Raw genomic sequence first — 11,908 nt, 5'->3', positions numbered from 1 at the left:
ATGGTGCTGAGCGGCGAGGGAGCGGGGGCGGCGGCGTCCCGGCTCACCGGGCGACCGGCGAGCGGCGAGCGTCCGCTGTCCGCGGCGCTGAGCGAGGTCACCCTCGACGGCGGGCCGGTCGTGGTGGTCAAACGCGGACACGCGCCGGGTGCCACCGCGGCCGAGGCGGCCGGGCTGCGCTGGCTGGCCGCCGCGGGCACGGTCCGGGTACCGGCCGTCCGGGGCCAGGACGCGCGGTGGCTGGTGGTCGACCGGGTTCCCACCGGGCGGCCCGACGCGGACGCCGCGGTCCGGTTCGGCCGTGAGCTGGCCGGCCTGCACGCCGCCGGCGCGCCCGCCTTCGGTTCCGCGCCGCCCGACGGCCCCAGGGACGCGTACATCGGCCCGGCTCCGATGCGCAACGTCCCCGGCGCCGGCTGGCCGGCCTGGTACGCCGAGCACCGGATGCTCCCCTACTTGCGACACGCCGTCGACGACGGCACCATCGGCCGGGAGGAGGCCGGCCTGCTGGAGCGGGTCTGCGAACGACTGCCGCGGCTGGCGGGCCCCGCCGAACCACCGGCCCGGCTGCACGGCGACCTGTGGGCCGGCAATGTGCTGTGGGGGACCGACGGCCGCGTCCGGCTCATCGATCCGGCCGCGCACGGCGGGCACCGCGAGACCGACCTGGCGATGCTCCGGCTGTTCGGCTGCCCCCACCTGGACCGGGTGCTCGACGGCTACCAGGAGACCAGGCCCCTGGCACAGGGCTGGCGCGACCGTGTCGGACTGCACCAACTGTTCCCGCTACTCGTCCACGCGGTGCTGTTCGGCCGCGGCTACGCCGAGCAGGCCGTCGCGGAGGCCCGGCGGATCCTGACTGCCTGACCCGGTTCGCACGGGGAAGGCTCCCCCTTGTCGTCATGTGCCGGACGGATGTGCGTTCTTCGGGCCACCAGTGGAACAAGACTCCGTTACTTCCTTAATACGTCCTTAATTAGGACTGAGATTACGGAGAGTAAGGAAACCAACCAGGCGTTCGAATCGTATAAGTGCATGGAAGCCGAAACAGGGAGAGACCATGCAACCGTTCACGCTCAACTACGCCCGACCGGCAGTGCAGTTGGAAGTCACCCATGAGTACATGTACGACTCCGGACTGCAGTTGAACGTGCTCCCCGATGGCCGGATCGCCGCGACCGACCACGCGACACTCAGAGCGCTGGGGACCACGACCTCCACCGCCGGCTCCAAGACGCACTTCGACGACTGACCACGAGCCCCCACGATGACCGTGCTCATCCTGACCAGTGAAGAGGACGTCACGGCGGACATGGTGGTCCTCCGGCTCAACGAGGCCGGCGTGCCCGTCGTGCGTCTCGATCCAGCGGATCTCCCCAGCCGGGTCGCCCTGTCCGCCGAGTACGTGCAGGGCGTCAGCCACGGCCATCTGTCCGTCGCGGGCCGTCTGGTGAGCATGAGCGGTCTGCGCTCCGTCTGGGTACGCAGACCGGGCGCACCGGCCGCCCGGGCCGCCCAGCCGTCCGCCTGGCTGACCGAGGAGGCGTCCCAGGCGCTGTACGGCATGCTGCGCTGCACCGACGCACACTGGATGAACCATCCGGATGCCGCCCGGCGGGCCCGCCACAAGCCGTGGCAGCTGAGGCTCGCCCAACGCAGCGGGCTGCCCGTGCCCGCCACCCTGATCACGACGTTCCCGCAGGCCGCCCGCGAGTTCTCGGAACGCTTCCCGGACCTCGTGGTCAAACCCGTCTCCGGCACGCACCCCCAGGAACCGCCGCGGGCGGTGCCGACCAGCAGGGTCGCGCCGGACACCGACTTCTCGGCCGTCGCGTTCGGTCCGACCCTGTTGCAGCGGCGGGTGCCGAAGCGGGCCGACATCCGGCTGACCGCCGTCGGCGACCGGCTGTTCGCCGCCCGCAAGGCGGTCGAGCCGGACGCCGACCCGGACGACGTGGACGTCAGGTTCGCTCCGTCCTTGTCCCCGTGGGCCCCGGCGGCGGTGAGGCCACCGGTCGCGACGGCCGTCCACACCTATCTGCGGGAGGCCGGACTCGCCTACGGGGCGTTCGACTTCGCCGAGGACACGGAGGGCGTCTGGTGGTTCCTGGAGTGCAACCAGTCGGGCCAGTTCGGCTTCGTCGAGATGGACACCGACCAGCCCATCGCCCGGGCCATCGCGCAGTGGCTGGCGAGCCCGCCCGGCGAACCGCGCCGACCGGCCGGCGAGACCGGTCCGGCCCGGTGACGGCCCACGCCACGCACGGCCCCGCCCCGCCGCGGCGGTCCGGGCTCCCGCCGCGCCCTCTCCGGGGCTCAGGGCGCCCCGGTGCCCGGCAACTGCTGCACCCGCTGCCACTGTCCGGGCCGGCTCGGGGGCACCGCCGGCAGGCCGCCGGGCACCCCCGGCGACCGTGGCGGCGGTATGACCGCTTCCACCTCCCTGCGCAGGCGGTCGGCCTCTCTCCGCACTCCTGCGGGTACGTCGCCGCGTTCCGCGACGAGCCGGTCGTAGATGGGGGAATCCTGGAACACCCGTCAAAGCGCCTTTCGAGCCCGGCCCATGGACATGGGCACAGACGACGAGTTTAAGGAACCATGACGGACGAGGTGGGAGTTCCGGACAGTGCTTGACACCACAGTTCTTGACTGCGGTGCGACGTGGGGCGGCGCCGACGGCTGCCGCTGCCGTCATCCGGCGAGCGGAAGTCCGCTCTCGTCGCCGTCCCGGCGGGCCCGGGAGAGCAGGGCATCGGCTCGGGCGATGGCCTCGCGGACGTGCGCGGTGCCCGTCGCCGCGCACAGGCTGCGACTCACGTCCGCCAGTTCGCGCGCCGCCGACGGTGTCGGCCGTTCCGCCTGGGCGATCCGCAACGAGGCGTAGCGGGTCAGCAGCTGTCTGACGACCATGGGGTCCAGGACCGGCACGTGAATGCCCCTTTCTCGTTTTATGCGCTGCGTATGCCCGGGAAACCGGAGTTCATTCCTCTTCGCGGCTTCCCGGGACGCACATCACCCCCTCCCGCCCCCTCCCCGCACGGTCAGGCGACCTGTCCGCGGTGCAGCGCGGCGTAGGCACCGCCCCGGTGCAGAAGTTCCTCGTGCCCACCGATCTCCCGTATCGCGCCGCTCCCCATCACCACGATCCGGTCGGCGCCGCGCACGGTGGACAGGCGGTGCGCCACCACGAAGGTGGTACGGCCGTGCAGCAGCCGCGCGAGAGCCTGCTGGACCAGGGCCTCGGACTGGGTGTCCAGCGCCGAGGTCGCCTCGTCCAGGACCAGCACCCGGGGGTCCCTGATCAGCGCACGGGCGATGACGAGCCGCTGACGCTGGCCTCCGGAGAGCCGGGCACCGCGCTCGCCGACCATGGTGTCGAGGCCGCGGGGCATGCGCTCGACGAACTCCAGCGCGTTGGCGTCGCGCAGCGCGGTGCGCACCGTCTCCTCGTCGACGTCGTCCATGCCGTAGGCGACGTTCTCCCGGACCGTGCCCTCGAACAGGATGGACTCCTGGGGCACGACCGACACGAACTTCCGGTAGGTGCGCAGGTCGAGGCCGTTCATGTCCTGCCCGTCGAGCAGCAGCCGGCCCGAGGTCGGCCGGATGAAGCCGATGACGAGGTTGAGGACGGTGGACTTGCCGGCACCGGACGCCCCGACGAGGGCGATCGTCTCGCCGGGCGCCACGGCGAGGTCGAAGTCCTGTACGGCGGGCCGCCCGTCGTCGTAGGCGTAGCCGACGTTCTGGAACGTGACCGCGCCGCGCACCGCGGTGACCCGCTTCTTACCCTCGTTGTCCTCCAGTTCGGGGGCCTGGAGCACCTCGCCGACGGAGCGCACCGATTCGAGCCCCTTGGTGAGGACGGGGGCGAGCGCGGCAAGCGTCGTGGTGGAGTTCGTCAGGGTGGTCAGGAACGCGCTCAGCATGACGACGTCGCCGGCCGAGACCCCCCAGAAACCGTAGTAGGAGATCAGCGCGGCGCTGGCCAGCACGAGCACGCCGACGGCGTTGAGGACGACCCAGGCGAGCGAGCCGAACCGGCCGTTGACCAGGTCGAGCCGCATGCCGGAGGTCAGCAGGCGGCTGAGCGTGCCGTCCATGCGGTGCAGCGCCTTGTTCTCCAGTCCGTGGGCGCGGGTGACCGGGATGAGACGGGCCATCTCGGTCACCCGCGTCGACAGGGTCTCCACCTCGTGCCGGAACCGCTCGTTGTGCGAGCGCAGCCGGGATCGCAGCCGGGCGACCAGCAGCGAGGCGACCGGCACGACGACCAGGAAGACGGGGACGAACTCGGGTGTGCGGAGGGCGATGATGGCCAGTCCGCCGACCAGTACGGTCAGCGCCCCGAGTCCGGTCTCCGCGGTCTGCTGCACCATCTGTTCCATGGTCTCCACGTCCCGCACGACCTTGGCCTGCAGCACGCCGGCGCTGACCCGGGAGTGGTAGCCGATGGAGAGCTGCTGCATGCGGGTGCACAGCGCCGAGCGCAGGGTGGTGCCCATGCGGCGGACGCTTCCGTAGAGCAGACGGACGTAGAGCAGGTGCAGCGGATAGTTGAGCAGCAGGATCAGCAGGATGGCGCCGGTGCTGAACCACAGGCGAGCGATCGGCTGGTGTTGTACGACGGTGTCGATGATGGACGCGGTGATCAGTGGCAGCAGCCAGACCGGGCTGTGCTTGACGATGAACACGAGCACGGCCACGGCCAGCCTGCCGCGGTCGGCGCGCAGCAGGTAGGCCAGTGTGCGCAGCGGGTGTTCGTCGCGGTAGCGGTGGTCGAGCGGTCTCTCCAGCGACGAGGCCATCGACGGTGTTTCCTCCCCAGTGACCGGTTGGTGGGCAAGCGCTCTCTACCCATCTGCCGGGAGCCTACGTCGATCCGCCCGCGGGGACCCAGTGCTCCACGGGCCGGACACGGCGGGCGGGGCGGCTACTCCCCCAGGGTGCGGGCGAGTTCCCGGGCGGCCCGGGCTATCTCGGGGCTGCCGCCCGGCGCCAGGTGGCGGATGAGGCCCCTGCGGGCGCGCACCGCCTCCCGGGCCTCGCGCTCCCAGACCACGTGGTTCTCCGGGTGGTTGAGCAGCTTGGGGTAGACGGCCGCGGTGTCCTCCCACTGCCGGGCCGCCGCGATGCTGCCGAGGAGTTCGATGATCTGGGCGCGGCAGGCGACGTACGGCAGTTGGGCCAGTTCCCACAGGAAGGGCACGGTGGCGGCCGTCGCCTGCTCCACCACGAAGCCGTACTGGCAGATTCGTTCCCGCAGGTGGCCGAGGGCCTGTCGGGCCCGGTCGTGGTCGCCGCGGGCGATGGTGTGCAGCAGTGCCGGGATGCCAGCGGCGGACCCGGTGGAGTCCTTGATCTCGTGCCAGGGCACTTCGCGGAGGGTCGTCAGCGGCGCGGCTCCGGCCGCCCGCGGTGGTGGTGGCGCGGGGTCGGTCCGCCAGGGGCTGGAGGGGTCGGTCCGGGGCGCAGGCGAGGACACCACATCTCCCTGATCAACAGTCGTACGACAACGAGGGCAAGGGGGTTGACGTCCTAGTTATTATCCACGTCAACAACGCCTGGATGCAATTGCACGGGAAATTGCACGAAAAGTGGGTAGGAGACAGGGAACCTTTCCCGGCGCCCTCGTGGCCCGGGCCGCCGGCCCCGCCGCGGGATGCGAACACGCAAGGAGGCTGTGGTGTCATCGGTGCCGAACGGGGTGCGCGCCAGTTCGCTGGACGCCCGGTGGATCAAGAGCAGGCACAGCAATGCCGAGGGCAACTGCGTGGAGTTCGCGGCGCTGCCCGACGGGGACGTCGCGGTCCGCAACTCCCGCGACCCCGACGGGCCCGCGCTCGTCTACACACCCGCGGAGATGGCGGCCTTCCTGGCGGGCGCGAAGGACGGCGAGTTCGACCACCTGCTGTAGGCGCTCCCGGCGGCGCACCGCCGCGGAACCGGACGTCCCACATATGTCGTGGACATGGGCCACGGTGCGCCGCTGCGTTACTGTGGCGGTCTTCGCCGACGGTCTGCCGGGAGCATGGATGTCAGCCGAGTCCCCTCGCGTCTCCCGCCTGGAACCGTATCTGAACCGGTCCGAGCCCGCCCCGACCTTGCTGAAGATGCTGGTCGGCGTCCAGTTGGCGGGTTTCCGTGAGGACGCGGGGCTCGCCCAGGAACAGGCGGCGCGGAGGCTCGGCTTCAGTGCGGCGAAGTTGTCCCGCATCGAGGCGGGCAAGGGTCGGCGGCCTCCGTCCGAGGCCGATGTCCGGGCCCTGCTGACGTTGTACGGCACGGACGCGTACGAGGCTTCGGTGCTGCTCAGGCTGGCGCGGCGGGCCGGGGAGCCAGGCTGGTGGCAGCGGTACGACAAGCGGCTGATGCCGGAGTGGTTCGACCGGCTGGTCGGCCTGCAGGAGGCCGCCGCCGCGATCCGTACGTTCGAGATCCAGTACGTTCCCGGCCTGTTGCAGACTCCCGCCTATGCCCGCGCGGTGGTGCGGCGCGGCCTTCCCACGGCGTCCGAGACAGAGGTGCGCCGTCGGGTGGAACTGCGGATGCGCCGGGCGGAGTTGCTGGGACGTGCGGACGCGCCCCGGTTATGGGTGATCATCGACGAGTCGGTGCTGCTGCGCGTCCTCGGCGGCCCCGAGGTGATGCGCGAGCAGTTGGAGCACCTGCTGCGGATGGCGCAGCGGCCCCATGTCACCCTGCAGATCGTCCCGCTGGACGTGACGAACGCCTCGGCGCCCGCGATCCCGGTCACCTATCTGCGGTTCGGCGGGACGGACCTGCCCGACGTGGTCTATCTGGAACACATCAGGAGCGCGCACTTCCTTGAGGACCGGGACGAGACCGAGGAGTACCGGGTCGTCCTGGACCGGCTCGCCGACGAGGCGTTGCAGCCGCGGCAGTCCGTCGACCTGCTGAGCCTGATCCTGGCGCGGCGCTACTCGGGAACCTGAACGCACCGGGCGGACGGGGCCGCACGGGCACCGCCCGCCCTCGTGCCGCGGAACGCCTAGCCGATGCGGCCCACGCCGCCGAACTCGATCCATTCGTGTGTGAGCTGGCGGGGTGCCACCTCCGAGTCGGGCCGCCAGGTCGACACCTCGACGAGGCCCGGTTCGAGGATCTCCAGGTCCTCGAAGAGTTCCGCGACGTCCTTCTCCTGCCGCACCCGGCCCCAGTTCCCCTGAGTGGTCTGGTCCATGAAGTCGGTGACGAATCTGCGGACTTCGGCGTCCTCGCTGACCAGTTGGCACATCACCAGGAAGCTGCCGGGGGCGAGGCGCTCGGCCACCCGGCGGGACAGGGCCCGCGGACCGTCGGTGTCGCTGTCCGGCAGGCAGTGCATGACCGACACGAACAGCACGGCGACCGGCTGGGATAAGTCGACGAGCCGCCGGGTGTCGGGGTGCGCGAAGATCCCGTCGGTGTCCCGCATGTCCGCCTGGATGACGGCGGTGCGCTCGTCCTGCTCCAGCAGTGCCCGGCCGTGGACCAGCACCATGGGGTCGTTGTCGACGTAGACGACGTGGGACGCGGGGTCGACGGACTGGGCGACCTGGTGCACGTTGTCCTGGGTGGGCAGCCCGGACCCGTGGTCGAGGAACTGCCGGATGCCGTAGTCCCGGGCCAGCGTCCGCACGACGCGCCGCAGGAAGCGGCGGTTGTTGACGGCGAGCCGCCGGGTGCTGGGCACCACCCGGTCGAGTGCTTCGCACGCCGCGCGGTCGGCCGCGTAGTTGTCCTTGCCGCCGAGGTAGTGGTCGTACATGCGCGCGGCCGTCGGTACGGTGGGGTCGATCTCCCTGGACGGCTTGTTCCCCGTGTTCATCGCTCCCCCATGCGTACCCGCGTCGGTCGGCCGTGACCGCAAGGGACACATCCTAGGGACCGGGCGGGTCCTCGTGGTAGCCCACGAACGGACGATCTGTGAAACCCTCACCCGAGATCGGCGGTCCGCGCCGGTCGTCACGTTCGGCACCCTGGAAAGGCAGCGCGATGCGCATCGGACTGCTCGGCACCGGCCCTTGGGCCCAGATGGTCCACGCCCCCGCCCTGAGCGGGCACGACGAGGTTGAGTTCACCGGAGTGTGGGGGCGGCGCGCGGACGCCGCCGCGGAACTCGCGGGGCAGCACGGCACCCGGGCCTACGACGATGTGGACGCCCTGTTGGCCGACTCGGACGCGGTCGCCGTGGCGCTGCCGCCGGACGTCCAGGCGCCGCTCGCCGTGCGGGCCGCCCGCGCCGGGTGTCATCTGCTGCTCGACAAGCCGCTGGCCACCACGGTGGCGGACGGCGCGGCGGTCGTGGCGGCGGCCCGGGAGTCCGAGGTCGCCTCCGTGGTGTTCTTCACCTCCCGGTTCCAGCCCGAGATCGACGCCTGGATCACGGAGCAGGCGGACAAGGGCGGCTGGTTCACCGCGCGGGCGCAGTGGCTGGGTTCGGTGTTCCGGACCGACAGCCCGTTCGGGGCGTCGCCGTGGCGGAAGGAGAAGGGCGCCCTCTGGGACGTCGGGCCGCATGCCCTGTCCGTGCTGCTGCCGGTGCTGGGTGACGTACGAAAGGTGACCGCCGCGGCCCATGGGCCGGGGGACACCGCGCATGTGGTCCTCGATCACCTCGGCGGTGCCTCCAGCACGCTGACGCTGAGCCTCACGGCCCCGACAGCGGCGGCCGGCACCACCGTTGAACTGCGCGGGGAGGCCGGAGTGACGGAACTGCCGAGCAGCGCGGACGGCGGCCTCCCGGCGTTCGGCCGGGCGATCGACGCGCTGCACGAAGCGGCGCGCACGGGCCGGCCGCATCCGTGCGACGCAGCCTTCGCCCTCCGGGCGACCGAGATCCTCAGCTCCGCCGAATCCCTGCTGGCCGAGCGGGCCGGCTGACCGGCCCGGCCCCGGGCTGGCTGCGCGGGCGGGCCGTCTGCGCGGTGAACATGATCGCGATCGAATGGGCGGCGAGGAGGACCGCCGGGCGAACGTAGACGGTGACGTGGGGGCGGGGGCGAGGCGGATGAGGAAGGTGGCGGCCAGGACGCCGGCGGCGGCACATGGTGCGCCCCGGTGGGCGAAGTGCCCGGGTCCAGGCAGCCGTGCACACCGCCGTACAAGAACTCGCGCCGGAGAGTTCCTCGACGAGATGGCCTCCCCCACCGGCCGCGGCTACATCCGCGACGCCCTGCTCGGCGCTAGCCGCCGTGCGCCGCCGCGAACGGCTCGTCGCTCCACCGGAACCAGGCCCGGCCCCCCGCGATGTGCAGCAGGAACTCGGGGACCGGGCCGTCCGGGGAGACGAGAGACACTTGTCGGCGGATCTCCTGCTGGACGCTCTCCCACTGCTCCCGGTGCCACTCGCCGTCCGCGTCGGCCAGGGCGAGTTCGCGGGCGAACAGCTCCCGGACGCGGGCGAAGGCGGGGCCGGGGGCGAAGCGACCGGACAGCCACGGGAAGTCGGCGTCGTCGATCAGGATCTCACCGACGGACTCGTCCCCGCTGCGCACGTACCAGACATCGCCTTCGAACCCCATGCCCGCCTCCGCCGTCCGTCACCGATTAGCCCGCCGTCAGGCTGTCACTCGCCCCTGCCAACGACTGCGGTGTCGATCTGGAAATGCACCCGTTCACGCAGGACGGGGTATCCGGCCCGGGCGAAGTGCCCGGCCATCGGAAGGTTGCCCTGGTCGGTCGCGGCGGCGATGGTGTCGGCGCCCCGCTCGGCGAGGAAGTGGGTGCACTCGGCGAGCAGGTCGTAGCCGTAGCCGTGGCCGCGCTGTTCCGGCAGGACTCCGATGAAGCCGATGCAGGGCCGTTCCGGGTTGTGCGCGGGAATGTGGATGCCGACGGGCTCTCCCTGCGGGGTGTGGGCGACCTGCCACCACTCGCGCGGCGACGGGCACCAACGGAAGAAGTCGATCTCCTCCTGGGCGGCCAGCTCCACTCCCCCCTTGGCGACGGCCCTGCGGGCGTGGGCGTCCAGGGTGACGGAGTGGATACGGCGCAGGGCGTCGAAGAACACCGCGTCGTCGGGTTCGGCGCGGTGGACGAGCCGCCCCGGCCGTTCGGGCAGGCCGCACCGGGGTGTCCAGCGGTAGACGTAACGGTCCACCAGGTGCCGGTAGCCGGCCGCCCGCGCGGCGGCGAAGCGGGTCTCGGCGGCGGTCCGCTGTGCGGGTTCGTCCCGCCAGCCGGCCGGCAGGCTGAACTCCAGGTCGTCGACCGGCCAGGGCGCGGACCGCAGCAGTTCGGCCCCCGCCGCCTCCTCCCCCTCGGCCACGTCGAACCAGTCGACGGTGCGGGGCCGGGGGTCGTCGGGTCCGCCCCACCAGGCGGCTCGCGCCACGACCGTGCCGTCGCGCAGGGCCACCCGCTTCCAGTCGGGGCGGTGCCGGGTCTGCCGGTGCGCCTCGGCCGCGTGCAGCGGATCGGGAAGGGCGTCGAAGAGGTGGACGGTGTGCTCGTCGAGGGTCTGGATGACCGGATCGGTCATGGATTCCTCCGGGATGCGTGGCTGAGGCAGCGCTCCCGGTCAGGTCAGACGTGGCACGCCGGGGCTACGGGGAGGGAGCGCTGGGTGACGGTGAACCGCATGGCTCTCGCCTCCTTCCGTGGTCTCCTTGGGCGTGCGGGGCCCAAGCTAGGGGCGGGCGTCGGTCCGCGTCCACTGTTTTTCCGCCGGTGGCGGCTGCCCGGCCGGCCCGTCCGTGGCACCTCGCGGGCGACCGGGTACCGCGGCGCGGGGCGTAGCGTGGGCGTGTGACGACGACGGTCCGAGTCCGGCGGTGGCGCCGGTACCGGGAGGAGCGTGGGTGGCTGCGGGGAGCGCCGCCGCCGCGCTGGGTGCGGGTGCTGCCCGTCGTGCTGCTCGCGGGTGTGACCACGGCCACCCTGCTCAGCCACAACGCGCTCGACATCGGCTTCCTGCTGGGGGCCATCCCGCCGCTCGCCGTCCTGTCGTACGGGCCGCTGCTCACGGCGGTGATGGGCGCTCTGGTGGTGATCGTGCTCAATGTGCCGGCCACGCATCTCAACCAGCCGGGCAACACCGATCTGCTCACCATCGTCTTCGTCGCCGTACTGAGTGTGTTCGTCGCCTACGTGTCCCGTCACCGCGACGCCCAGCTGGTCACCGAGCAGACGGTCGCGGAGGCCGTGCAGCGGGCCGTCGTCCCGCCGCTGCCGGACCGGGTCGGGGACGTCGGGTGCTGGGGGCTGTACCGGGCGGCCCAGAGCGGGACTCTGGTCGGGGGCGACTTCTTCGACGTGCGCGACGGCCCGTACGGGGTCCGGGCGGTGATGGCCGATGTCCAGGGGCACGGGCTCACGACCGTGCCGACCGTGGTGTCGCTGCTGGGCGCCTTCCGGGAGGCGGTGCTCGACCAGCCGGACCTGGAAGGGGTCGCGGCGCGCATGGACCGGCGGCTCACGGCGGACGCGGTGGGGCCGCGCGGCGCCGAGCTGTTCGCCACGGCCGTGCTGCTGGAGTTCTCCGGCGACGTCCGCACGGTGCGGATCGCGGTCCGCGGGCATCCGCCGCCGATCCTGCTGCGCGACGGGCAGGCCGGCGAGATCCTGGTCATACCGGGTATTCCGCTGGGCGTGGATCCGTTCGGTGTCCGGCCGCCCAAGGAGGCCACGGTCGAGCTGGGTCCCGGCGACCGGCTGTTCCTGGCCTCGGACGGGGTGTGGGAGGCACGGGACACGTCCGGCGCCTTCTATCCGCTGGCCGAGCGGCTGCGCGGGCTCGCGGCCGAGGACCCGGCCGTGCTGACCGCCCGGCTGTGGGCCGACCTCCTGGAGCACTGCGGAGCGATCCGGGACGACACCACCATGCTCGTCCTCACCCCGCTGCCGGCCATCGCCGGCGGCGGCTGACGGGCGCACGGCGTTCGCCCACGCGCCGCCGCCGGTC

At 72.1% G+C, this 11,908-nt stretch carries 14 protein-coding genes; 7 read left to right on the top strand and 7 right to left on the bottom strand.

What is annotated here, in order from left to right:
* The 3 genes from ACFY2B_RS31790 (at window position 1) to tgmB (ending at window position 2,248) form a co-directional block, all read left to right on the top strand.
* Window positions 1-867, top strand: a complete 867-nt coding sequence (locus ACFY2B_RS31790; RefSeq protein ID WP_390766519.1) for a fructosamine kinase family protein — start codon at window positions 1-3, stop codon at window positions 865-867.
* 193 nt (window positions 868-1,060) lie between these two features.
* Complete coding sequence (gene tgmA / locus ACFY2B_RS31785) at window positions 1,061-1,252, top strand: putative ATP-grasp-modified RiPP (protein WP_390766518.1); 192 nt, start codon at window positions 1,061-1,063, stop codon at window positions 1,250-1,252.
* Window positions 1,253-1,267: 15 nt separating this feature from the next.
* Entirely contained in the window at window positions 1,268-2,248 is a 981-nt protein-coding gene (gene tgmB, locus ACFY2B_RS31780; RefSeq protein ID WP_390766517.1) for an ATP-grasp ribosomal peptide maturase, read from the top strand.
* A gap of 68 nt (window positions 2,249-2,316) precedes the next feature.
* Here tgmB and ACFY2B_RS31775 read toward each other — a convergent pair whose 3' ends face one another.
* From ACFY2B_RS31775 to ACFY2B_RS31760, 4 genes are all read right to left on the bottom strand, one after another.
* Complete coding sequence (locus ACFY2B_RS31775) at window positions 2,317-2,535, bottom strand: hypothetical protein (RefSeq protein ID WP_390766516.1); 219 nt, start codon at window positions 2,533-2,535, stop codon at window positions 2,317-2,319.
* Window positions 2,536-2,691: 156 nt separating this feature from the next.
* Window positions 2,692-2,928, bottom strand: a complete 237-nt coding sequence (locus ACFY2B_RS31770; protein ID WP_390766515.1) for a DUF5133 domain-containing protein — start codon at window positions 2,926-2,928, stop codon at window positions 2,692-2,694.
* A gap of 113 nt (window positions 2,929-3,041) precedes the next feature.
* On the bottom strand, window positions 3,042-4,808 hold the full coding sequence (locus ACFY2B_RS31765; protein WP_390766514.1) for an ABC transporter ATP-binding protein: 1,767 nt from the start codon (window positions 4,806-4,808) through the stop codon (window positions 3,042-3,044).
* 125 nt (window positions 4,809-4,933) lie between these two features.
* Window positions 4,934-5,485 (bottom strand): hypothetical protein, encoded by a 552-nt coding sequence (locus tag ACFY2B_RS31760; protein WP_390766513.1) that lies wholly within the window; start codon window positions 5,483-5,485, stop codon window positions 4,934-4,936.
* 201 nt (window positions 5,486-5,686) lie between these two features.
* On the opposite strand from ACFY2B_RS31760, the gene ACFY2B_RS31755 reads away from it, so the two are divergent.
* Together ACFY2B_RS31755 and ACFY2B_RS31750 are read left to right on the top strand one after the other, a co-directional pair.
* Window positions 5,687-5,917, top strand: a complete 231-nt coding sequence (locus ACFY2B_RS31755; protein ID WP_376533710.1) for a DUF397 domain-containing protein — start codon at window positions 5,687-5,689, stop codon at window positions 5,915-5,917.
* A gap of 118 nt (window positions 5,918-6,035) precedes the next feature.
* Window positions 6,036-6,956 carry a helix-turn-helix domain-containing protein gene (locus ACFY2B_RS31750; RefSeq protein WP_390766512.1) on the top strand — a complete coding sequence of 307 codons (921 nt, stop codon included), beginning with the start codon at window positions 6,036-6,038 and terminating at the stop codon, window positions 6,954-6,956.
* 56 nt (window positions 6,957-7,012) lie between these two features.
* On the opposite strand, the gene ACFY2B_RS31745 is transcribed toward ACFY2B_RS31750, so the two are convergent.
* Window positions 7,013-7,831 carry an SAM-dependent methyltransferase gene (locus ACFY2B_RS31745; RefSeq protein ID WP_390766511.1) on the bottom strand — a complete coding sequence of 273 codons (819 nt, stop codon included), beginning with the start codon at window positions 7,829-7,831 and terminating at the stop codon, window positions 7,013-7,015.
* A gap of 167 nt (window positions 7,832-7,998) precedes the next feature.
* Between ACFY2B_RS31745 and ACFY2B_RS31740 the strand changes: the two genes are divergently transcribed.
* Complete coding sequence (locus ACFY2B_RS31740) at window positions 7,999-8,886, top strand: Gfo/Idh/MocA family protein (protein ID WP_390766510.1); 888 nt, start codon at window positions 7,999-8,001, stop codon at window positions 8,884-8,886.
* A 302-nt stretch (window positions 8,887-9,188) separates the two neighbouring features.
* On the opposite strand, the gene ACFY2B_RS31735 is transcribed toward ACFY2B_RS31740, so the two are convergent.
* Both ACFY2B_RS31735 and ACFY2B_RS31730 read right to left on the bottom strand, forming a co-directional pair.
* Window positions 9,189-9,527 carry a hypothetical protein gene (locus ACFY2B_RS31735; RefSeq protein WP_390766509.1) on the bottom strand — a complete coding sequence of 113 codons (339 nt, stop codon included), beginning with the start codon at window positions 9,525-9,527 and terminating at the stop codon, window positions 9,189-9,191.
* Window positions 9,528-9,571: 44 nt separating this feature from the next.
* The gene (locus ACFY2B_RS31730) at window positions 9,572-10,486 is read right to left on the bottom strand and encodes a GNAT family N-acetyltransferase (RefSeq protein WP_390766508.1); all 915 of its coding nucleotides are present in this window, start codon (window positions 10,484-10,486) and stop codon (window positions 9,572-9,574) included.
* A gap of 266 nt (window positions 10,487-10,752) precedes the next feature.
* On the opposite strand from ACFY2B_RS31730, the gene ACFY2B_RS31725 reads away from it, so the two are divergent.
* A complete protein-coding gene (locus ACFY2B_RS31725) occupies window positions 10,753-11,871 on the top strand; it encodes a PP2C family protein-serine/threonine phosphatase (RefSeq protein ID WP_390766507.1) in 1,119 nt (372 codons plus the stop codon).
* Window positions 11,872-11,908 lie beyond the last annotated feature (37 nt).

The sequence above is a fragment of the Streptomyces sp. NPDC001270 genome, assembly GCF_042896695.1.
Taxonomy (GTDB): Bacteria; Actinomycetota; Actinomycetes; order Streptomycetales; family Streptomycetaceae; genus Streptomyces.
Note: the sequence above shows the minus strand (reverse complement) of the source record. Positions and strands in the feature narration are given on the sequence as shown.